Here is a 21,861-nt window from a genome sequence, read left to right as displayed (position 1 = left end):
GTTCATTCCTCACCTAATAAAACCTTGTTTACAGACAATTTGTGCGTAGGCGCTTAGAAACCACGTCTACACGAGACTTTACCCACCTCTGTGGGTTTCAAACCCTCAATTTCTTCTTAGTCTGCGGAGACGGACTACCCTGCGGGAACGCCAAGGGCGAACGCTTGTGTAGCCGCGAATTCTATTTGCCCTGGATTTAGTTGACTACTTTTTCGGAGCATTTTTAGCCGTCGCTGCTGCCGCCGCCGCTATTTCTTCTGGACTAAGTGGCATCAATACCTGTAACTGGAATGATGTATTAATCTCTGCTGGGCCTACCCGCACAGGCGTTTTATCTAATGGGGATCTTGACTCTACTGGAGCCAAAGTTGCCACATAATCTTTAACTATTAACAAAGGCTGTAAGCGCTCAATGTTACGCATTATCGATTGTGTTTGTTCGTAAGTTCCTGTAATTTCGGCATTGATAATGCTGCGTTGCAGCTTACCGTCAACCTGTAGTCCTAGAGTTCCATCGATAACTGGTTCTGGTTTTTGGGAAACGGGCACAAATTTCTTCAGTTTGGCTCTCACTGCATTAATAGAAGTTGGAGTATTACCAGACTCTATTAAGCGGTTCAGATCCAACAGCAATGTATCTAAGGTTTTTTCGTTAGCAAATAAACCTAAAACCTGAACTTTTTGCTGTTTTGCCTGTGCTAGTTCGTCTTTAACTTTTTCAATCTGTTTGATATTGGCTTTTTTTTGCTCAATTTGCGCTTGCAGTTCAGTGCTTTTTGCTTGCTGCTGCTGATAGCTTTCCCAAGCTGGCATCAGTAGGTTTAACAATATATAACCTGCTCCTGCTAAACCAATTACCCCCACTAAGATCCCAATAATTTTTGGTGTGAAGGCAATACCAAATACCACGGGGTGAGCTGGCGTTTCCGAATCGAATTCTCCGCCATGTTCAGCAAAATTTAAATCATCACTCAGCGTCATTTTGAAATGACTCCTGTTTGTTGCATATTACGAATTCGAGTAACTAACCCCACTGTGCCTTTTTTTTCTAACTCTCGGATTAATTCCGAAGCTGGAACATCGCTCATACTCGATTGAATAGTGTATTTAACTACCTGGGGTGGCTTAATTATTACAGCAGCAGGAGATTGACTTCCACCTGGTGGTAAGGGAGCATCTACTAACGATGCCGTCAGAATTCTGCTTTCTGTGGACTTCAAGAAGCGAGACTGTTGTAAACTCAACAAGAAATCATTGACATCGTTAAATGAACGAGCCAATCCGGTAATTTCTAATCCCCCGGCGGGATTGCCTGCTGGCTGCCCTGCCACTGCCGCAGTGGGTGAGATTTGCTTGATATTCTCAATCTGCACTGCTGCTGGAATGCGATCGCGCAAATCTTGCAGCATTGCTGACCAAGGACGAATCTGGTCAAATACAGTCACTAAAGCTTGAGTTTCACCTTTAATGGCATTCGTCTCAGCTTTGATCTTATTCAGATTTCCTATTTCTGTATCTAACCTCTTGCTTTCCTGATCTAGTTGTGCTATCGTCCCCTCTAACTCAACAATCTTCCCTTGCAACAACCACCAACCAACTCCTAATAAAGCTGGAAGACCTACACCTAGTGCAACTCCCACATACACTGGTGTCATATTCCCTGTAGGCAGCTTTAGGCCTATTCCTCCCTTTCTCTCAGGCTTTTTCTGGTATGCTGGGCGGTCTTTAAGAAAGTTAACATCTAGGCTGTACATTTTATTACACCTCCCGCATTCCTAGACCGAGTACGATCGCTAAACCAGAGCGTTGTACCTGTGGATATTTATCAGTGTCAACTTCTAAGGACAAAGACCCTATTGGATCTATTTGGGTAGTTGGCAAGCTCAAGCGTTGGGTAAAGAATTCATCTAGCTGTTGGAGTCCACCTCCTGGCCCAGCTAATAAAATCTGCGCTACCTCCAAATTTTCACTTTGATTGAGGTAAAAATCGATGGAACGGCGCAGTTCATCCGTTAGTTCTCCCAATACTCTTAATATGGCTGCCATACCAGGATCTATTTCGGTGACGCCAGTTTTTCCGCCGTCTATAGGAGTTGGGGGAATAATCATTCCGTGTAACAGTTCCATATCTCGTGATGTGGGTAAGCTCATTGCCCTTGCTAAGGCAGTTTGCATTTGATAAGTCCCGATTGGGACTGTGCGCGAAAATTGCGGCACTCCGTTAACGATGATGGCAATTTCTGTACTATCGAACTCTATATCAACTAGTACTGCTGCTTCTTGCGGTCCAAATTGCCGCAGTTGCTCGCGAATAGTCCGAATCAGCGCAAAACTGTTAATTTCTAAAACATCAATTTGCAATCCTGCCTGCTCGAAAGTGCTTATATAGGTATCCGTTATCTCCTTGCGAGTTGCAACTAAAAGTACATGTACTTTTTCAATGCCATCCTCGTCTATAAAGTAGTCAAGTTTCTGATAATCTACATCAGCCTCTTCACGAGGATAGGGTAAATACAAACCTGCTTCATGGTTTAGCACCATTTCTCGCAGTTCTTTGTCATCTAACTCCGTTGGCACTGGTATAATCCGAACGATGGAATCTCGCCCTGGTACACCAGTAGCAACACGAGAAGTTTTGATTTTGCTCTCAGCTAGCGCCTGCTGGATTAATTGCGCCATTGCTGCGGGGTCGGTTATTTGACCATCGGTAACTACACCTTCTGGAACTGCTACAGATGTAAAGGTTTCTAGTTTTAAGCCTTGACCCTGCTTGCGTAACTGAACTACATTTACCCGTTCGGGAGCAAGTTCAATGCCGACCCCTTTCTTCGATTTGCCAAACAGACTTTTGAAGGTTTTTACCACAGTTGTGCCCGCTGGACTGCTAAATTGAAAATTTAAATGATACTAAAAACGGACTTGGTGCTAAGTAATTTATTTAGCCTATAATCTCGACAATTCTGATCTAAGCTTTTGACACTGAGCAAGCGTAAAAATACTGGGAAAATGATTCAATTGCGAAAATTTAAACAACTTGTTGCTTTTACACTACTTGGCTTATTAACCAGTTGGATGGTAAGTTGCAGCACAGGTAATGTTAGTACAAATACAAAACAAGCTACTTCAGGAGTGTCAACTGTTGAGTTTTGGACAATGCAACTCCAACCTCAATTTACCGACTACTTCAAAAGCCTAATTACGAATTTTGAATCGCAAAATCCAGGTATAAAGATTAACTGGGTCGATGTACCTTGGGCGGCGATGGAGAACAAAATATTAACAGCCGTCTCAGCAAAAACGCCACCTGATGTAGTTAACCTCAATCCAGGTTTTGCTTCCCAACTTGCTGGACGAAATGCCTGGTTAGATTTAGATGCGAAAGTTCCAAACGATGTACGTTCCTCCTATCTACCGAATATATGGAAAGCAAGTACCCTTAATGGCAAGAGTTTTGGGATTCCCTGGTATCTCACCACACGGTTAACCATTTATAACACTGATTTATTAAAACAGGCAGGTATCAATAAAGTCCCTGCAACCTACGCAGAATTGGCACAAGCAGCCCAACAAATTAAAGATAAGACAGGGAAATATGCCTTTTTTGTGACTTTCGTACCGCAAGATTCCGGTGAAGTGCTGGAATCTTTTGTGCAAATGGGAGTCACGCTAATAGATACTGAGGGGAAAGCGGCCTTTAATTCAGCACAAGGTAAGGCGGCGTTTCAGTATTGGGTAGATTTGTATAAAAAAGGGCTGCTTCCCAAAGAGGCTTTAACCCAAGGACATCGCCACGCGATCGATTTATACCAATCTGGAGAGACTGTGTTTCTAGCTTCTGGGCCAGAGTTTCTGAAAACGATCGCAAATAATGCCCCGAAAATTGCTCAAGCTTCGGCAATAGCACCTCAACTGACTGGGGACACAGGTAAGAAAAATGTCGCAGTGATGAACATAGTTATTCCCCGCGATAGCAAACAACCAGACGGCGCTGTAAAGTTTGCTTTATTTGTCACCAATGACGAAAATCAGTTAGCTTTTGCTAAAGCTGCAAATGTCTTACCTTCTACAGTCAAGGCATTATCTGATAGTTACTTTAAAGATGTTCCAGCTAATGCTTCAACAGTTGAAAAAGCACGAGTTATTACTGCTGAACAATTGCAAAAAGCAGAAATATTAACTCCTACTTTGAAAGATTCTAAGAAACTGCAAAAAGCAGTCTACGAGAACTTACAAGCAGCAATGTTAAACCAAAAGACTGTAGATAAAGCTGTAGAAGATGCGGCGCAAGAGTGGAACAATAGATAAATTCGTAATTCGTAATTCGTAATTCGTAGTTATGATTTGCGAATTATAGCGGTTCTCGACAAGCGTGAGGTACAATTTTGACCTCTCTCCAAACCTCTCTCCTAAAAGGAGAGAGGCTTTTAATTTTTCCCCCTTCCCGCATCGGGAAGGGGGTTAGGGGGTTAGGTCTATTTGCATACTTGTACCTCACCTATATAGCCATTTTCAATCCATTGAAAATGGCTATATATTGGTGGTTGATAAAAAATCGCCGACTAAATAAAGGGAACCACATAAAACGATTAAATCGTCTGTGGTGGCGGTTGAGGTTGCGGCTTCTAATGCTGTGAATAAATCTGGATGGATTTGGCGATCGCTTAATTTGGGACAGAGGCTGTAAGCTAGGTTTGCTAATTCTTGTAGATCAGCGGAAGTTCTACCTGGCCAGGGTTCTATTGGTATTGGTACTAGAAAAAGGCGATCGCCTGGCCGCAACAGGGCGGTGAAAATATCAGCATGATCCTTATCCGCAAACATTCCCATAACCCAATTGACGGGGTTATGATTAACTGCGTCTAAGCTATCAACATAATGGCGAAGAACTTGGGCGGCGGCGGTATTATGAGCGCCATCAAGTAATAATTTATGGCTTTTCCAGGTAGTCCATTGCATCCGCCCTGGCCATTTAGTTTTTGCCATACCGTTAATTATGGCTTCTTCAGAAATCTGCCAACCCTGTTGTTGGAGAATTTCTAAAGCTGCTATTGCCAAAGCTGAATTAGTTAATTGAATTTGTCCCGCTAACGGTAATGGGTATTTAATTAATTCAGAATTTTGAATACTTTGATATTCTGCCCATCCTGTAGCGATTTGATGGGCGGGTTGAGGCGTAAAAATCGGACATTGTAATTCTAAAGCACGCGATCGCACAACTTCTTCTGCATCCGCTGGCAATCCTCCAACCACAACGGGACATCCTGGTTTGAGAATACCTGCTTTTTCTCTAGCAATGTCAGCGATGGTAGGGCCGAGTTGCTGCCAGTGTTCCCGACTGATGGAAGTGATAATTGTAACTAATGGTTCCAAACAGACATTGGTAGCATCTAAGCGCCCTCCTAGTCCGACTTCTACCACAGCCACATCGACTTGCTGCTGGGCAAAATATAACCAAGCAACTGCCGTAATTACTTCAAACTGAGTTGCAGAATCATCACCCGCACGAATAGCAGCTTGAACTTTTTCTAATAATTGGCTCAATTCCTCAGAAGAAATTGGCTGTTCATTCAGACAAATACGTTCCGTCCAATCGACTAGATGGGGGGAAGTGTAGCGCCCTGTACGATAACCAGCTTCAGTTAGTACGGAGGAAAGATAGGCACAGACTGAACCTTTGCCATTAGTGCCAGCAACATGAATTACCGGGACTTGGTGATGGGGATTGCCGAGATTTGCCAATAGATTGACAATGCGATCGAGTCCCAGATGGACACCAAAGCGTTGCAAGGGTTGTATTACAGAATCGATATCCAAGTCTTAAGGGTTGGGAATAGGGAGTGGGGGGATAAGGAAGAAGCAGGGGAGCAGGGGAGCAGGGGAGCAGGGGAGAAGAGAAGTTGTAGAAAGTTAAAGTTTTCTCCCCTCTGCCCCTCTGCCCCTCCGCACCTCTGCCTCTTTTCGATGCCCCATGCCCAATCCCCGATTAATGAATTTAAGCTTCTCTATCCAAAAAGCCTTGAATTTGTCTTAAAGCCGCAGCGCCAATATTAAACACTGCCCAGCTAGCTGCGATCGCAACTGGTGCTAAAACGATCGCTATGCGGTAATCGATATCCATATCTAGAACCCCTCTCTTAAGTAGAAATTAAAGTTTTGTCAACTGCTCTCATTTTTATTTTTAGCTGAAGTGGGCAATTTTTCCAAATACAAATGTAAAGAATGTTTAAATTATGGGGCATTGGGGATTGGGGATTGGGCATGGCATGGGGCATTGGGCAGAGGAAAAAACTTACTCCAACTTCTCCCCCAGTACCCAGTCCCCAGTACCCAGTCCCCAGTCCCCACTCCCTAAGCCTTGCTAAAACCAATATCAGTACCCTTGCCAGCATGAACTAAAGCTAACTTTTGGTAACGTTTAGCGTGTTCAATCAGTTCTGCGGCTTCAACATCTGTTATTTGGCGTAACACTTTGCCAGGAATACCCACCACTAGGGACAGAGGCGGGACATTTTTTGTTACCACTGCGCCAGCACCAATAATACTACCAGTACCTACTCGTACCCCGTCTAAAACCACTGCGCCAATGCCAATCAAACTTCCACGCTCAATGTAAGCGGAATGTATCACAGCGCGATGCCCTACGGTAACATGATCTTCTAAAATTGTTGGAAAACCAGGATCGCCATGTAGAATTGCACCATCCTGAATATTTGTGCATTCGCCAATTTCAATCCGTTCTAGATCTCCCCTAACCACTGCTCCATACCAAATGCTCACTCCTGGTGCTATATTTACCGAACCCATTACAACAGCATTGGCTGCGATGAAGGCAGCTTGAGAAAAATCGGGAGATGTCCAGTAAGAAGCGGTAGACACGATAGAATATTAATATGGTACCCAGGAACACTGGAGAAACTCCAACCTTTGAGGCTGGTTGCACAACCAGGATATCACAGCGTCAAGCCTCTACGGAGAGGAAAACACTAGTGAGAAATGCTTCTACTACTGCAACTCCGTGTCTGTGTAGCAGTGAGCAAGTAACCCAAAGTAGTGGAGCCGAAGTGTATAATCCAATCCACTAGTGCTGGTGAAGACAAAATTATGTTTGTACGCACTTCATGATGAATCCAGGCTTTCAGTACCCGATGTTTGGGCCGGAAATACAGTGTCCCCATTGTCGCCAGACTATTCCGGCACTGACTTTGACAGATACCTATTTGTGTCCGCGTCATGGCGCGTTTGAAGCTGATCCTAAAAATGGAGAGTTAATCCATTTGCAATCAGGACGTCATTGGCGGAGGTGGAATAATGAATGGTATAGACAGCATACTCATCCCGATGGTATTCGCTTTGAAATTCACGAAGCATTAGACAAGCTGTATACCCAAGGCTATCGAGCAACAAGAGTGATTATTGCTCGACGCTATCAGGAATTAATGAGTGGCTATTTGGAACGCAGTACACCTTGGCGTTCTGGACAACCAGAAGCTACTGCTGCGCGTTTGTACGGTTTACCCGTGGAGTTTAGCCCCGATAACTCAGATGATCCCTGTTGGGAAGTGATTAATTTTGACTTGGAAAAAGAGCCTGGTGTCCCTGTACGCTACCCTTATTTCAGGTTGTTTGAGTAATGGTCATTTGTCATTAGTCATTTGTCATTAGTGAATCACAAAGGACAAATGACTAAGGACTAAGGACTAAGGACTAATATGCACCACGCCTCTATTCGGACTGCGAATATTCATCGAGCGATCGCTTTCTACGAACTTTTAGGGTTTACAATTTCGGAACGCTTTACTACCGGCTACACCCTGGCTTGCTGGATGGAAGGATTGGGCGGGAGAATTGAACTGATCCAAATTCCTGAGCCAAAACCAGCCCCAGATGCCTTTGCTGATGAGCATTATGTCGGGTATTATCATCTCTCGTTCGATTTAACTGAGATTACACCAGATTTACCTAGCTGGTTGACAAATTTACAAGAACGTGCAGTGATAGCTGCTGAGACTCAACCTGGAGAATTAGAACCGTTGAAGGTACTTTTAGAACCGACACAACAGCAAATAGGCGATCGCATTTACGAAGTAGCTTTTATCGCCGATACCGATGGTTTACCTCTGGAATTCATTCGAGTTTTAGCAAAACTCCCGTAATTTAGCTTTTTTATTACCTTTATTGCTAATATATTGTTTTTCTGTATTGTTACTGAGGCAACAGATTTTTTTGCCAGATTAAATTATGGTCACTTTCCAAAATAATTATGTAACTTAAATTACAGATATATTTACTAAATAGATGTATGGATTTTCCAGATTTTATAAATATCCTTTACCGTTATTACTTTTAAGCTTATGGCTAGTAGCGGTTTTTTTACTGAGTGATCAACCTGCTCGTAGTCAACATACAGCCACATCTAACAAAGAAAAATACCAGTCAACCTTGATAGCAAAAAGAATAATGCCCTCAACACTGACAGAAAATGTCCGTAAGACAGTGCTGGAGAATGGTCTAACTGTCCTGACAAAAGAAGTGCATACTGCGCCAGTGGTGACGGTGCAGGTGTGGTACAAGGTTGGCTCACGAAATGAAGAACCGGGCGTGAATGGCATTGCCCACCAGCTGGAACACATGATGTTTAAAGGCACGAAAAATCGTCCGATTCAATTTGGACGTTTGTTTAGTGCTTTGGGTAGTGATTCCAATGCTTTTACCAGCTATGACCAAACTGCATATTACGGTACTGTGGAACGAAACAAGCTAAAAGCGCTCTTAGTGCTGGAAGCGGACAGAATGCAAAATTCCCAGATTGAGCCAGAACAACTGGCGAGTGAGAAGCGGGTAGTAATTTCCGAGTTGCAAGGTTACGAAAATAGCCCAGAATATCGCCTCAACCGCGCCGTCATGCAGGCGGTGTTTCCCAATCATGCTTACGGGTTGCCTGTAGGTGGTACCAAAGCTGATGTCGAAAAATTTGAAGTTGAACAGGTACAAAAATATTACCGCAACTTTTACACTCCCGATAATGCCGTCTTAGTAATTGTTGGAGATTTTCAAACTGCAAACACCCTTGAAACAATTAAAGAGGTGTTTGGAAAACTACCGAGGAGGCAGGGGGCAGGAGGCAGGGGGCAGGGAGCAGGGGGCAGGGGGCAGGAAGCAGGAGTTATTTCTCCATCACTCAACACTCAACACTCAACACTCAGCACTCAGCACTCAGCACTCAGCACTCCCATAATATTGCGAGAACCTGGAGCAGGAAGACTGTTACAAGTTGTGTATCCGCTACCGGATGCAAATCAATCAGATGTACCTGCGCTGGATGTGATGGATTACATCTTGACAGAGGGGCGGAATTCTAGACTTTATCAGGTATTAGTGGAATCAGGTTTAGCTAGTGAAGTTACAGCATCCGTTACCAGTTTGCGAGAATCTGGCTGGTATGAAGTGTTGGTAACGGTTGGAGCTAAACAAGATTTGAAAAAAATTGACTCAGTATTGAGTCGTGCGATCGCTAATGTAGCAGAAAAAGGTGTGACATCTGAGGAAGTAGAACGAGCCAAAACCCAGTTAACAGCAGATGTAATTTTGAGTAACCGTGATATCACCTCTCAAGCAATGCGATTGGGCACTGATGAGACAACTGTTGGTGATTATCGCTACACAGACCGCTATTTAGCAGCTGTTCGTCTGGTGAAGCCAACGGATGTTGTCGCTGTGATTAACAAATACCTAACAAAAGAAGCACGGACAGTAGGTTTTTTTGAACCAACTCAGAAGTTAATAACAGAATTTGGTGACAAACCAGACTCAGCCCAAACTACAGAAAATTTCTCTCCTGGCGCACCTGTGCTTCCTTCTGAGGTAGGGAAGTACTTACCACCTGTGGATTTGGCTACAGATGCGTTGTTTGCCGTCAAAGATATCGCTCAAGTCTTACCACAGGAATTTAAATTTACTAACGGACTGCGGTTATTACTGTTACCAGATCATAGTACTCCCACCGTTACTCTGAGCGGGCACATTCAAGCCGGGACGGAATTTGATCCAGATGAGCAAGCTGGACTAGCTGCTTTTGTGGCAGAGAATTTGCTAAGTGGCACTGACAGCAAAGATGTATTCACTATTGCCAAAATCTTGGCAGAACGAGGGGCGAGTTTAGACTTTGAAGCTTACCGCGAAGGTGTGCGGATTGAGGGTGATAGTTTAGCCGAGGATTTGCCAATACTCCTGGAGATATTGGCTGATGTTGTTAAAAATAGTAGCTTTCCAGCAAAAGAATTGGAATTGCACCGTCAACAAACTTTAACTGATCTGCAACAGGAATTAGATGAGCCATCAGAAGTAGCTAGAAGAATATTTGTCCAGTCAATTTATCCGAAAAAACATCCCTTACACACCTTTCCCACAGAGGAGAGTTTACAGCAGATTCAGCGCCAGGATGTGATTGATTTCAAAGCTAAACATTATCGTCCAGACACGACAGTGCTAGCGCTGGTGGGAGATTTTGATCTAGACAAAGTGCGATCGCTCATTAAAAATGAGTTTGGTAACTGGGAAGTTAGCGGCCAAGCAGCAACATTAAAATATCCCCCAGTGGCAATGCCGGAGAAAATAGTGAGTGTCAACCCAGTTTTACCAGGTAAAGCCCAAGCCGTTACATATATGGGTTATACGGGTATTAACCGTTATGATCCTCGGTTTCACTCAGCCTTAGTATTGAACCAAATTTTGGGAGGCGATACCTTATCTAGTAGACTGGGTGCAGAAGTGCGCGATCGCCAAGGTTTGAGCTATGGAATTTATAGCTCCTTCCAAGCTGGGAAGAATTCAGGGACATTTTTGATTGAGATGCAGACTAGTCCAGAAGATAGCACCAAAGCGATCGCTAGTACCCGCCAAATGCTACAGCAAATCCATCAACAAGGTGTTACTGCACTGGAAGTAGAAACAGCTAAACGCACCCTCATCAGCAACTACAATGTTTCCCTGGCAAACCCTGAAGAATTAACAGATAGAATTCTGATGAATGAGGTGTATGGACTAGAGAAAGGAGAATTGCACTCCTTCACTGATAAAATCCAGAAAGTCACCCTTGAGCAAGTTAATCAAGCGGCTCGTGAGTTACTCCACCCAGATAAAATCGTGGTAGTTACTGCTGGCCCATCTGTGTTAGCAGAGAAAAGCATTAGGTAGTACTTTGTCAAGCTATTGAGGGTTTGTAGTAAGCACTAAAGTGCTTAAAAAATAAGGACTAAAGTCCTTACTACGAACTTTCTTATACCAATTTGAAAAAAGAATGCGACAAATAGACCATTTGTAGAGACGCGATTCATCGCGTCTTTACCCAAGGATGTGTTGCAGTCATTAATTATTGGTATTACCCATCAATTTAAAGTTGACACACTAGTAGAGATGGGCATTAGGCATGGATAATATAAAGAATGGGTAAAGTGGTTTTTCCCGCTACCTATTAATAGCATTGCCTTTTGAGAACTACTGATGATAACTTACAACCATTTATACCAAATCATAGTTACATCTCTTACTTTCATAACTACTGCTTGGCTGCAAATATTACAACACAAATACGTGATATTAACGTTATTTTTAGGACTAAATTTCATCGCTGTTACTCCAGCAATGGCGGCGAATTTGTCTGGCGATTTGCTCAAGCAACCAGCTACAGAAATTACAATTAGCTTGGGTAATTCGGCTAACGAACTCAAGTTTGAACCAAATCATTTGGAATTCGAGGCTGGCAAACGCTATCAACTACGGCTTACTAATCCCAGCCAACTGAAGCACTATTTCACAGCTAAAGATTTTGCTGATGGCATCTGGACACAAAAAGTCCAAGCAGGCAAAGTAGAAATCAAAGGAGCCATTCACGAACTAGAACTTAAGCCTGGTGCTGAGGCCGAATGGGTATTTGTGCCTCTGAAATCTGGTACTTATGGCTTGCGTTGTTCAATACCGGGACATACGGAAGCAGGTATGACTGGAGAGATTGCCATTAAGAATTAGAAACTATTCGACTAAGTATTTGGTAGCCATCTAATGTTTCAATTAAAGATAATTGATCTAGATACCATAGTGTGTATCCAAAAATCAGTTATAGCAGTTTTGATTCAAGTCCAACACATTAAGAGTATGCGAATGTGTTATTCTATATACGTTAGCGGCTAAACTGGAAGAATCTCGATCAGGGATTAAAATAACCTAAATTATAGATATTATTTCTCAAGTAATCTAGAGAAAGCATTCATACTTCAGCGGCAGAGCCACCAGTAATTATTAATTTCCTATGAACATTTTCAGTAACTTACTTTCTCAAGCTACTCAGCCTGCACCTGCGAAAAAACAACGCCGAGGAATTGAAATTAAATCGCCACGTGAAATTGAAATCATGCGGCAATCAGCGACAATTGTCGCAACTGTTTTAAAAGAAATTTCCGAGCTAGTAAAGCCGGGAATGACTACGGCTGATTTAGATGCTTATGCAGAAAAACGTATCCGCGAAATGGGTGCAACACCAAGTTTTAAAGGATATCACGGTTTTCCAGGTTCTATTTGCTCCAGCATTAACAATGAAGCTGTACATGGCATTCCTAGTCCCAAGAAATTTATTCGTGCAGGGGATGTATTAAAAGTAGATACAGGCGCTTATTACCAAGGCTTTCATGGTGATTCTTGCATTTCAATTGCTGTCGGTGAAGTGACACAAGAAGCTGCTAAATTAATTCGCGTAGCAGAAGAAGCTTTATATAAGGGCATTGAACAAGTAAAGGCTGGTGTATACCTGCTTGACTTAGCTGGAGCAATTGAAGACCATGTGAAAGCTAACGGCTTTAGTATAGTCGAAGAGTTCACTGGACACGGTGTCGGTCGTAACTTGCACGAAGAACCTTCAGTATTTAACTACCGTACCCGCGAGATGCCAAATGTTAAACTCCGTGCGGGGATGACACTGGCAATTGAGCCAATTTTAAATGCGGGTTCTAGACATACGCGAACATTATCTGACCGTTGGACAGCAGTCACTATGGATAATTCTTTGTCGGCTCAGTTTGAGCATACAGTATTAGTGACAGAGACAGGTTATGAGATTTTGACTGACCGTTCTAAATTGTAATTGTTAGTTGTAATTATCTGTTGTTGAGAGAGGTGAAGCGTCAAAATAGGGCGATTTGCCTCTTTATTTTTATGAAAGTAGATGCGCTTCAGGTAGGTTCACGGAGGTAAACGCAGAAGAACGCAGAGAATATTGCAGAGAATATTAATACCAACTCAGGTTTAAATCCTGTCTTCTTCGCCTTATCGATTTAGGTAAAATTATGCTGGACGATGAAATTTATCACGGATAAGGTAGGAAAAAACACTTGTACTTACTTTACTCAAAATGGCAAGTTTTCTTAAATCTCTACCTCACATTTCTTTTGCTGTATTTTATCTGTGGCTTTCTACTCTTAATTTGTTACCAATAGCAAACGCTGCTACTCCAAAAAGTGCTAACAGACAAGTGACTTGTCAAGCCAAGAAACTAGGATATGAAGAAGCACTTTTTTTATACCTACAAAAACCGCAAGGACAAATTCAAGATGGAGGCATAATTACTTTATATGAAGACGCAAAGTTAAAAGTACTAGCTAAAGGGATTGAAAATTGGATTTACGTTAGGGTTATCGATACAAATAGTCTTGCGGAAAAAGACTTAGAAGGTTGGATGAGTAGTAATAGCTTAAAATGTACTGGCAATGTAGCTCAAGTTAAGCCTGCAACGTGCCAAGTAACTGGTTTGAAATCAGGGCAATTAGCTTTACGTGCTACAGCTGGCGGAAAGTCAACAGCAGGTTTAGATAATGGGAATAATGTCACATTACTTCAGCCTCATATTGTATCACTTCAAGACCCCCCAACACCTTGGGTTAATGTGCGTGTAACTAATACTTCAAACACCAGAGTTGTAGGAAGAGAAGGGTGGATTAATTCTCAATATATAGATTGCTATAGTAACCAAAGCAATGATGCAATAAATTATCCGTAAAATAGTAAGAATTCAGCACCCATAAGTCAGAAGTCAGAATTATTTTTATAAATAAGAAGCAACTCTTTAGCTTGTATATAGACAGAGGTACTCTTTGGAATAGCTTCTAATAATTTGATTGCCTGTTTCCATTTACCTTGTGCTTGCTGCCGAACTAGTAGCGAATGAGGTGGATTGTGAAGAAATAAATTAGCTTCTATTGCTAGTTTTTTAGCTGATTCTAAGTTTGCTACAGCTTTCTTTTCAATTAAGACTCTTTTACTGATAGATTTGTAGTTAATTTGATAGTAAGCCAATTTCTTCTTGGCTTGGTCATTAATTGATGTTTTATCAGGAATACTATCCAATAGTATTATTGCCTGATGCCATTTAGTTTCTGCTTCTTGCCAAACTTTTAGAGGATGCGGTGGATTTTGAACTAGAGAAGCAGCTTCCATTCCGAGTTTTTGAGCAGATTTAAACTTAGCACTCGCACTTCCTTCTTGAGTAAAACTCAGACTAATCTGTTGCAATTGTGGACTTTGCTGTTTAATTTTCCAACCGCCAAAACCCAAGATTAATAAACTTGAGGCTATAATCAAAGCCGAACGGACTATTTTTGGTGTCCAAAACTTTGGTACTATTTCTACTTTCTGACTAATGATTGCTTCTTTATTACTTTCCTGCTCAATCTTTTTCAGGGCTTTTTCTGCTTGTTCACTTAAAGCATCCCCCTGAATAATTAAAGCAGCAATTTGTTCTTGAAAAAAATCACAATCATTGAGAATATCTGTCAATTCTTGAAATTTCCCCTCACTCGATATAATTAATTCGTGGTCATCATCTAACCACTCTAAAGCGAAGCCAGATTTACCATAGAAAGCAGACACTCCTAATAAAATATTTAATAAACTACGACTATTTTTAATAGTATGAAAAATATAATTTAATTTTTGCTGTAACTGTAATAGTTCTTTTTTGGTGTTGCTAATATTTTGAATTTGACGTTGTATAATATTAAGTTTTCCGAAGTCTGAATTAATCTTTAAGCTGTCATTAAGTGCTTTAAATTCAGTAGCTATGCTTGGATGACTAATATCAGAATTTAGTTGATTTACTAGTTGCATATCACTAAGAATATCAGCGGCTATTGCTTGCAAAAAATAACCCCATTCAATCCAGCTATCAATTTTCGATTGTAAATCAGTTAATGAAATTTTAGTTTCTGAGTTCCCAAATTTTTCAGCTATGACTGGATCTACTAATCCCAGACTAGGGATAAACAAAGTAGCGACTGTACTGATTCGAGGAAGTGTAGCGATCGCAGAATTTTTGCTGTGATCAAATCTCAATTCCTGAGCAATTAATTTTTTAAGATTCCGTAGTTGTTCCTGAGCATTATTGATCAAGATAATTTGTTCCATGATTTCATTAGAATCGCCAATAGTCAGTTTTAGACTCTGAATCAGTGTTGGCAATTCACTAACAAGTATTTCTAAGTTAGCCATAAATACCCCTTAGGGATTTGTCGAAAGTTTATGCAAAACAATTAAAATGGCTTGAGTAAGAACATAACCTCGTCTGTTGCATCTGAGCATCCTAAATTAGTCACAAATCTCAGGAGCTATAAAATGTATAATTCCCACAAATCCTGCTAAAGTAACAATTTCAGTTTCAAAATCCCAGAGAAAGGTAAAATTACCCATTCACTAACCTATGAATGAAGTTGATTTAGCATTTACCCCAGCACTAGAGTTGGCGGAATTAATTCGTCGCCGGGAAGTATCACCACTAGAGTTGGTAGAAATATATTTAGAACGGATTGGACAATTAAATCCCCAATTAGGAAGTTATTTTACGGTGACGGCAGAATTAGCGATCGCAGATGCTAAAGCTAAAACAGAATTATTGACAACTACCTCAGAATTACCGCCATTTTTTGGTGTGCCGATTTCCATTAAAGACCTAAACGCTGTAGCGGGTATTACCTGTACTTTTGGGAATCCGGCATTACTAAACAATATCCCTAACTATGATGATGGTGTTGTGGCGCGGATTAAGCAAGCTGGGTTTACTATTCTCGGTAAAACAGCTACTTCCGAATTAGGTTCATTACCTTACAGCGAACCTACGGGTTTTCCCCCAGCTAGAAATCCGTGGAATTTAGAATACACTCCTGGCGGTTCCAGTGGTGGCGCGGCGGCGGCGGTAGCAGCGGGATTGTGTGCGATCGCTCAAGGTTCTGATGGCGGTGGTTCGATTCGGGGGCCTGCGGCTTGTTGTGGTTTGGTGGGAATCAAACCATCCAGAGGCAGGGTGAGTAAAGCACCTGTAGGCGAACGCCTCGCTGGAATTGCCGTCAACGGCCCGATCGCGCGTACCGTCGCTGATGCTGCTGCCCTTTTGGATACCATATCTGGCTATGTCACAGGCGATCCTTACTGGTTGCCCGATCCTGAACCATCATTTCTCGCCGCCACTCAGACAAAACTCAGTGCTTTGCGAATTGCTTTTGACACTAGCATTTCTCCTTTGGGAGAAGCTGACGCCAACTGTCAGCAAGGTGTCCGCCAAACAGTTGAGTTATTGGAACAACTCGGCCACCAAGTTGAACAAAAATCCCCAGATTTTAGCGGTTTAGTTGAACCATTCCAAATCGTCTGGCAAGCTGGGGTAGCTGCATCGGGACTTCCTGTTGAAGCCTTGCAGCCATTGAATCGCTGGCTATTTGCACGCACAGGTTCTGTTGCCCAATACCTGCAAGCAGTTTCCCAAATGCAGGTAGTGGCACGGCAGATTGTCGCATTTTTTGATACCGTGGATGTGCTGGTATTGCCAGTTTATCTACATTCACCCATCCGCGTTGGGGAATGGGCTTCTTTGAGTGCAGAAGAGACATTCCAAAATATTATTCAATGGGTTGCCCCTTGTCCGCCTGCGAATGCAACTGGACAACCTGCGATCGCAATTCCTGTAGGCTTTGATAGTAAAGGTTTACCCATCAGTGTGCAGCTAATTGGTAAACCTGCCGCTGAAGCCACACTCATCAGCCTAGCAGCACAATTAGAAGCGGCTAACCCTTGGATTCATCATCGTCCAGCCTTTGCAATATAGGGCTAATCATGCAAGCATCCCTGGAACAACTTTCGCAAATTATCGTGTTTGCAGGTTTAGAAACAGCAGAAAAGATAAGTTTGCAACCTTACACTCAGGTGCAACACTATCACAAAGGAGAGATTATTCTGCATGAGGGCGATGTCTTACCAGCAAAACTTTATGCTGTTGTCAGTGGTTCAATTCAAGTTACCAAAATAGCAACAACGGGGAAAGAAACGATTCTCCGCGCCTTAACTGCTGGGGAAATTTTTGCGGCTCCTGCTTTGTTAGGAAATAGAATTTCTCCGGCAAATGTAACTGCTGAATCTGATTGTGAAATTCTCACTGTAGAGCGAGATGCTTTATTAAAAGCTATTGGAGAAAATCCTGAAATTGCATTACGAATGCTGATGGTTTTTAACAGTCGGATTCAGCAATTACATGAAACAGTTCACGGATTAGTTTCTGAAAGAGCTATTGTTCGCCTTGCCATTACGAATAGTATTTCTATCCCACCCCAACTCTTTTTGAGCTAGTAATTGTCCTCCGTAACCTAACTCCATCACAATTTGTGCTTGAAAACGCCGTCTTGCTGACCTTTGAGTTCGCTTGCTGTTTCCTTACCTAATTAATAATGATTATCATTCTGATAAATGGTAATTTTATTCCTTGGAAGTCCCTTAAAGCAAGTAAGAAAGTTCAGGACAAGTTTTCTTAAATTGGTTGCTATAGCCGATGGATACCAATGGTTTTGAGAGCCAGTGTTGTGCATCTCTATTGCCCAGTCATGGCTACCGCACTCATGAAAAGTGAAAAGTAAAGTGCTATGTGCTATGTTAGGATATAAAAATTTGTAGTCTTTATATATACTTCCTAAAACCGAACAAAAGTAGTCTTCATAAAAATACTTAGATGCCAGAGGATAATCTAGCTTAAACTTCTTAATTATACCTAGTTCTATGCTCCCTCAATCTCTGCGTAATAGTTTGACATCTCTTAACGAAAGTATTGCTGACACTCAATCGGTTATTCAAACCCTGAAGCGGGCAATTAATGAAACTCGCGATCCCATTGACCTACGGCGGTATCAAAGTGATATTGAACGTCTAAAAGCATATATAGTCGAGTATTCGCAAGAATATCAAGATTTATACGAGAAAATAGTCACAGTCGGACAATCGTCAGCAATGGGGATACAGGAGATTCCAACCAAAATTGAAACACTGCACACTGAATTACAACAGTTGCAGGTCACGGTCGATCAGGTAAATGCAAAGGTTGATCGCGTAGTAGGTGGGCAGGCAATTTTATACCAATCCCTGAGCAAAATGCGACGGGAATTGTTGTTGTCCTACGACGCAAGAGAGCAACACATTATTCAAGTTGTTGTTGAAACGTTTAATCAAAACCAAATGCAGTTAGCGTACACAATGCTAAGTACACTCGATCAACTATCTCAATCGCAAATGGAGCAAATATTGAGTGTTGTCGAAACACAAGTGCTGCCGACTCTACCCCCTGCTACCAGCGAAGTAGCAGAGATCGTCAAAGATGCCAGCTTAGATATCAAGCACCGTTTGAAGATCGCAATTCCACTTATTCCGTTTGTAGAGTTAGAAAGCGAGATTGAGTTTGGAACTGGCATGGATTTATTGACGGCTCTGGAGAAGCCCAAAGAATTATGGAAACAAGTAATTGCAAGCTTGCGTTGGAGGAAATAGCAAGTGGAATTGTCGCCTCAACCTTTGCGTAAGCCGAAATATCCACCAGAGTTGCTGCGGGAGGAGGACAATTGTGCGAACATTCGTGATACGCTCGAAAAATTGCGTGACGAACTTATACAAACCCGCGATCCAATCGAACTTAATCGCATTAATAAAGATATTGCTAGACTTAAAAAAGATTTAGAAGATTGTGAAAACTTTTACACTCGAAGAGAACCTCGATCAGGCAATATTGATAGATCTATTGGTGATTGGTCTGACTCGTGGGAATCAGTTCCTTATTACATTCCGGGGCAAGATCCAAATAAGTTTGTCGAGAGATCAGAATTAGACAAGCTACGTAGCTGGTTAATTCCAGACAACGATCACCAATGGACAAACTTAGTTTGCATAGTCGGCTCAGTCGGTGTGGGCAAATCGACACTTGCTTTCCATTTTGCTCAGGAATACTACAAGGATAGGTTTGCAGATGGAGCATTGTATCAAGATGTAAATGGTAAAAGCATTGAGGAAGTTGCCCATCGTTTTTTGAAACATTGCAAAATTGAAGACGATAATCCAATTGACCGCTTAACAAAGCTGTTTCAACAGCGACGTATGTTGTTCATTTTTGACAATGCTGACAGCGAAGAAATTCAAGAACTTTTTCCTAGTGGACGACAATGTGCTGCAATCGTTACTACCCGTGATCGGCGTTTTTGCGAGAATCTCCAAATGAAACGGATACTGCTCAAGTCGTTTTCTTCAGAAAAAAATGGGATTGATTTACTTACAAAAAAAATGGGTGAAACAGGTGAACAACGTATTAAAGCAGAACTAAATGCAGCCCATCAAATTGTACATTTGCTTGGGAACTTACCCCTTGCATTGAGTATTGCTGGTTCGACGCTGGGTATAGATACCTCTTTTAGTTTATCTGACTATGTTGACTTCTTAAACGAGGCGAGGTTAGATTCACTGAGTCAAGAAGAAGATATAAAACGAAATATAAGAGCCTGTTTTAAACTAAGTATTAAGCAACTCAAACCAGAGTCAAGCAATTTGTTTGCCTGTTTATCGGTCTGTGGCGCAGATGGATTTACGGGGGATGCTGCGATTGCAGCGGGAGGACGGACTGCATTCGAGACTCGGATAAAGCTACTGCCAGAAATTTGTCGATACTCCCTCCTCGACAATGATAACTTGTATCAAGACAACTATGAAGTGAGACAACGATATAGACTTCAAACACTGTTACGAGAATTTGCCAAAGAATTAGCAGAAGAACGTTGTTTGTTAACCAGAGCTACAAGTAGACATGAAGAATTTATCAATCAAATTCATGAAATTAAAGCATTAGGGGAGCTTGCTAACGGATCTTCCGAAAAAATTATTAAGGAACTCGATAATATTATCTATGCAGCAGAATGGTTAAAAGAAAAAAGGATTTGTGAATATTCGTTTGGCTTTAGATTCTGCAAGTTCTTTGATCGCAACATTAATTACAATAATACAGCTATCAAATTAATGTCAATTTTTAGAGAGCTTGCTGAAATCGTCAAAGATTGGGAATATATTGTCCAATTTGGGACAGAACAGGCAAAATATATGATGTTTAGAAACCGCTCACTTAATGAGCATCAAAGTCGCTCAAGTGATCTGCGTAAAATACTAAAATTATTAAAACCAATACAAAATTTTCTAAATCTATTTGAATCATCTGATAAGTGGTTAATAGAAGCTCGGTATCGTAGTACGTATGCAGATCTTTTGGATGCTGATGGGCAATATCAGAATGCTTTGATTCAGCTTCGTTTAGTGATCAAACTTTACAAAAAAAATAAACCTCAAGGAGTGGCTAAAGCTTTAACCAATGTGGGTAGTATCCTTCAAAAACAAAGGAAGTACCAGGCTGCGGTTAAAGAACTGCGTGAGGCAGTTAACTTAGAAAAACAGATGTTTGACAATGGCGATACAATAGATGAGTCGGGTTGGGCAACTGCCTTGGCTAACCTGGGAATTGCACTGAAAGATTGGGGAAGAGAATATTGGACAGAGGCAGTGAACATCCTTCGTCAAAGTAATGAGTTGAATGAAAAGTTGGGGCATAAAACAGAAAGAAATCTATCAAAAAGTTTGTTAAAATTAGGAGAATTATTAGGGAAGTTGGAACAGTTTGAAGATGCGAACGCTAGCTTTGAGCGGAGCCTATTGATTAAACAAAAACCAGAGATTAATGATACTAAAGGCATAAATATATTGATTGATCGATGGTTTCAGTTGCTTCAAGATATACAGGAGTATGGAGACCGGCAAGATTCTCTAATATATTGCAATCGAGCCATTAAAATTATACCAAAAACTCATCAAGCAAAGTTTTTACAATTGCGCGAGGAGTTAGAAAGCGGGATAGGCTAATTTTAATCAAAGAATGGCTAAACCTTTTAAGTTGACATACAAAGGTAAAGTCTTGGCTATTTAATGGTCTGCTTATTTACGCCGTATTGTACTAGCTAATAGTTCATGGGAGAGAAATTTACCTCCCGGTTTAAGTCGATTGTAAATTTCAGCTAAAATCTTGGCTTTTCCCAATGGCGATTGCATTGTAAGAATGGCTTCTGCCAATACATAATCAAACTTTCCTGGGATTGTCTCTAGGTTGAAAATATTACCTTCAATGATTTCAACTTGATTTTCTAACCCAGCAGCGCAGATATTAGCACGCGCACAAGCTACACTATCAGGATTTTTTTCAACGCCTACTACTTTGACATCGTAGCTTTTTGCTAAAGCGATCGCACTATAACCAAAGCTAGAACCTAGCTCTAAAACTCTCTCTCCAGGCTGAAAGTTTGCCCACTCAAATAATTTATCTGTAGCTATTCGTCCACCGGGACGCAGATATTTTTTACCTGCTGCTGCTAAAACTTCGTGTCCGCTAGCTGTTTGGAAATTGAGGATAGTGTTGGTCATCTCTGCGACCCTCTGAACTTGTTTTATCCTCAATTTCTCAGGAATTTACGATATTGTCTCTGAGGT

The 21,861-nt window shown here is 41.6% G+C and carries 18 protein-coding genes and 2 pseudogenes; 11 read left to right on the top strand and 9 right to left on the bottom strand.

Going from position 1 to position 21,861, the window contains the following annotated elements:
* Positions 1-204 precede the first annotated feature (204 nt).
* Genes ABF638_RS13795 through pilM form a run of 3 tightly spaced genes read right to left on the bottom strand, consistent with a single transcriptional unit; the run spans position 205 to position 2,865 of the window.
* Positions 205-981, bottom strand: coding sequence for a pilus assembly protein PilO (locus ABF638_RS13795; protein WP_435023237.1), 777 nt, complete (start codon positions 979-981; stop codon positions 205-207).
* The gene (locus tag ABF638_RS13790; protein WP_435023236.1) at positions 978-1,754 is read right to left on the bottom strand and encodes a PilN domain-containing protein; all 777 of its coding nucleotides are present in this window, start codon (positions 1,752-1,754) and stop codon (positions 978-980) included. The genes ABF638_RS13795 and ABF638_RS13790 overlap by 4 nt, the downstream gene beginning before the upstream one ends.
* 4 nt (positions 1,755-1,758) lie before the next feature.
* Entirely contained in the window at positions 1,759-2,865 is a 1,107-nt protein-coding gene (gene pilM, locus ABF638_RS13785; protein ID WP_435023235.1) for a type IV pilus assembly protein PilM, read from the bottom strand.
* 141 nt (positions 2,866-3,006) lie between these two features.
* Between pilM and ABF638_RS13780 the strand changes: the two genes are divergently transcribed.
* Positions 3,007-4,305, top strand: coding sequence for an ABC transporter substrate-binding protein (locus tag ABF638_RS13780; RefSeq protein ID WP_435023234.1), 1,299 nt, complete (start codon positions 3,007-3,009; stop codon positions 4,303-4,305).
* Between the two features lie 222 nt (positions 4,306-4,527).
* Here the strand turns inward: ABF638_RS13780 and ABF638_RS13775 are convergent, their stop codons facing one another.
* The 3 genes from ABF638_RS13775 to ABF638_RS13765 all read right to left on the bottom strand — a co-directional run bounded on the left by ABF638_RS13775 (position 4,528) and on the right by ABF638_RS13765 (position 6,876).
* Complete coding sequence (locus tag ABF638_RS13775) at positions 4,528-5,814, bottom strand: bifunctional folylpolyglutamate synthase/dihydrofolate synthase (protein ID WP_435023233.1); 1,287 nt, start codon at positions 5,812-5,814, stop codon at positions 4,528-4,530.
* Between the two features lie 178 nt (positions 5,815-5,992).
* Complete coding sequence (locus ABF638_RS13770; RefSeq protein WP_069072075.1) at positions 5,993-6,118, bottom strand: photosystem II protein Y; 126 nt, start codon at positions 6,116-6,118, stop codon at positions 5,993-5,995.
* Positions 6,119-6,348: 230 nt separating this feature from the next.
* Positions 6,349-6,876, bottom strand: a complete 528-nt coding sequence (locus ABF638_RS13765; protein WP_435023232.1) for a gamma carbonic anhydrase family protein — start codon at positions 6,874-6,876, stop codon at positions 6,349-6,351.
* Positions 6,877-7,121: 245 nt separating this feature from the next.
* Between ABF638_RS13765 and ABF638_RS13760 the strand changes: the two genes are divergently transcribed.
* The 6 genes from ABF638_RS13760 to ABF638_RS13735 all read left to right on the top strand — a co-directional run bounded on the left by ABF638_RS13760 (position 7,122) and on the right by ABF638_RS13735 (position 14,044).
* Positions 7,122-7,631 (top strand): TIGR02652 family protein, encoded by a 510-nt coding sequence (locus ABF638_RS13760; protein ID WP_435023242.1) that lies wholly within the window; start codon positions 7,122-7,124, stop codon positions 7,629-7,631.
* A gap of 78 nt (positions 7,632-7,709) precedes the next feature.
* On the top strand, positions 7,710-8,153 hold the full coding sequence (locus ABF638_RS13755) for a VOC family protein (RefSeq protein ID WP_435023231.1): 444 nt from the start codon (positions 7,710-7,712) through the stop codon (positions 8,151-8,153).
* A 142-nt stretch (positions 8,154-8,295) separates the two neighbouring features.
* Positions 8,296-11,193, top strand: coding sequence for a M16 family metallopeptidase (locus ABF638_RS13750; RefSeq protein ID WP_435023230.1), 2,898 nt, complete (start codon positions 8,296-8,298; stop codon positions 11,191-11,193).
* Between the two features lie 306 nt (positions 11,194-11,499).
* Positions 11,500-12,024, top strand: a complete 525-nt coding sequence (locus ABF638_RS13745; RefSeq protein ID WP_435023229.1) for a cupredoxin domain-containing protein — start codon at positions 11,500-11,502, stop codon at positions 12,022-12,024.
* A 280-nt stretch (positions 12,025-12,304) separates the two neighbouring features.
* Positions 12,305-13,132: a type I methionyl aminopeptidase gene (gene map / locus ABF638_RS13740; protein WP_435023228.1), complete on the top strand. Its 828-nt coding sequence runs from the start codon at positions 12,305-12,307 to the stop codon at positions 13,130-13,132.
* 267 nt (positions 13,133-13,399) lie between these two features.
* On the top strand, positions 13,400-14,044 hold the full coding sequence (locus ABF638_RS13735; RefSeq protein WP_435023227.1) for a hypothetical protein: 645 nt from the start codon (positions 13,400-13,402) through the stop codon (positions 14,042-14,044).
* 26 nt (positions 14,045-14,070) lie between these two features.
* Here the strand turns inward: ABF638_RS13735 and ABF638_RS13730 are convergent, their stop codons facing one another.
* Complete coding sequence (locus ABF638_RS13730) at positions 14,071-15,531, bottom strand: hypothetical protein (RefSeq protein ID WP_435023226.1); 1,461 nt, start codon at positions 15,529-15,531, stop codon at positions 14,071-14,073.
* A 208-nt stretch (positions 15,532-15,739) separates the two neighbouring features.
* On the opposite strand from ABF638_RS13730, the gene ABF638_RS13725 reads away from it, so the two are divergent.
* Entirely contained in the window at positions 15,740-17,137 is a 1,398-nt protein-coding gene (locus tag ABF638_RS13725) for an amidase (RefSeq protein WP_435023225.1), read from the top strand.
* Positions 17,138-17,145: 8 nt separating this feature from the next.
* Positions 17,146-17,610 (top strand): annotated as a pseudogene (locus tag ABF638_RS13720) (Crp/Fnr family transcriptional regulator); the annotation flags it as partial.
* Here ABF638_RS13720 and ABF638_RS13715 read toward each other — a convergent pair.
* A pseudogene (locus ABF638_RS13715) lies at positions 17,608-17,738 on the bottom strand (ISAzo13-like element ISMae28 family transposase); the annotation flags it as partial. The pseudogenes ABF638_RS13720 and ABF638_RS13715 sit on opposite strands and share 3 nt — an antisense overlap.
* Before the next feature lie 340 nt (positions 17,739-18,078).
* Here ABF638_RS13715 and ABF638_RS13710 point away from each other — a divergent pair.
* Both ABF638_RS13710 and ABF638_RS13705 read left to right on the top strand, forming a co-directional pair.
* A complete protein-coding gene (locus ABF638_RS13710; RefSeq protein ID WP_435023224.1) occupies positions 18,079-18,840 on the top strand; it encodes a hypothetical protein in 762 nt (253 codons plus the stop codon).
* 3 nt (positions 18,841-18,843) lie between these two features.
* Positions 18,844-21,240 (top strand): NB-ARC domain-containing protein, encoded by a 2,397-nt coding sequence (locus ABF638_RS13705; protein ID WP_435023223.1) that lies wholly within the window; start codon positions 18,844-18,846, stop codon positions 21,238-21,240.
* A gap of 72 nt (positions 21,241-21,312) precedes the next feature.
* Here ABF638_RS13705 and ABF638_RS13700 read toward each other — a convergent pair whose 3' ends face one another.
* The gene (locus tag ABF638_RS13700) at positions 21,313-21,795 is read right to left on the bottom strand and encodes an SAM-dependent methyltransferase (RefSeq protein ID WP_435023222.1); all 483 of its coding nucleotides are present in this window, start codon (positions 21,793-21,795) and stop codon (positions 21,313-21,315) included.
* Between the last annotated feature and the right edge of the window lie 66 nt (positions 21,796-21,861).

Origin of the sequence: Nostoc sp. CALU 1950, assembly GCF_051172895.1 — a bacterium.
GTDB lineage: Bacteria > Cyanobacteriota > Cyanobacteriia > Cyanobacteriales > Nostocaceae > Nostoc > Nostoc edaphicum_A.
The sequence above is the reverse complement of the archived record's forward strand: the minus strand, read 5'-3'. Positions and strand labels throughout refer to the sequence as shown.

Excerpts from the sequence above, each read along its gene's own strand:
- ABF638_RS13795 (WP_435023237.1), bottom strand. The coding sequence starts at position 981 with ATGACGCTGAGTGATGATTTAAATTTTGCTGAACATGGCGGAGAATTC.
- ABF638_RS13790 (WP_435023236.1), bottom strand. The coding sequence starts at position 1,754 with ATGTACAGCCTAGATGTTAACTTTCTTAAAGACCGCCCAGCATACCAG.
- ABF638_RS13780 (WP_435023234.1), top strand. The coding sequence starts at position 3,007 with ATGATTCAATTGCGAAAATTTAAACAACTTGTTGCTTTTACACTACTT.
- ABF638_RS13770 (WP_069072075.1), bottom strand. The coding sequence starts at position 6,118 with ATGGATATCGATTACCGCATAGCGATCGTTTTAGCACCAGTTGCGATC.
- ABF638_RS13760 (WP_435023242.1), top strand. The coding sequence starts at position 7,122 with ATGAATCCAGGCTTTCAGTACCCGATGTTTGGGCCGGAAATACAGTGT.
- ABF638_RS13755 (WP_435023231.1), top strand. The coding sequence starts at position 7,710 with ATGCACCACGCCTCTATTCGGACTGCGAATATTCATCGAGCGATCGCT.
- ABF638_RS13750 (WP_435023230.1), top strand. The coding sequence starts at position 8,296 with ATGTATGGATTTTCCAGATTTTATAAATATCCTTTACCGTTATTACTT.
- ABF638_RS13745 (WP_435023229.1), top strand. The coding sequence starts at position 11,500 with ATGATAACTTACAACCATTTATACCAAATCATAGTTACATCTCTTACT.
- map (WP_435023228.1), top strand. The coding sequence starts at position 12,305 with ATGAACATTTTCAGTAACTTACTTTCTCAAGCTACTCAGCCTGCACCT.
- ABF638_RS13735 (WP_435023227.1), top strand. The coding sequence starts at position 13,400 with ATGGCAAGTTTTCTTAAATCTCTACCTCACATTTCTTTTGCTGTATTT.
- ABF638_RS13730 (WP_435023226.1), bottom strand. The coding sequence starts at position 15,531 with ATGGCTAACTTAGAAATACTTGTTAGTGAATTGCCAACACTGATTCAG.
- ABF638_RS13725 (WP_435023225.1), top strand. The coding sequence starts at position 15,740 with ATGAATGAAGTTGATTTAGCATTTACCCCAGCACTAGAGTTGGCGGAA.
- ABF638_RS13710 (WP_435023224.1), top strand. The coding sequence starts at position 18,079 with ATGCTCCCTCAATCTCTGCGTAATAGTTTGACATCTCTTAACGAAAGT.
- ABF638_RS13700 (WP_435023222.1), bottom strand. The coding sequence starts at position 21,795 with ATGACCAACACTATCCTCAATTTCCAAACAGCTAGCGGACACGAAGTT.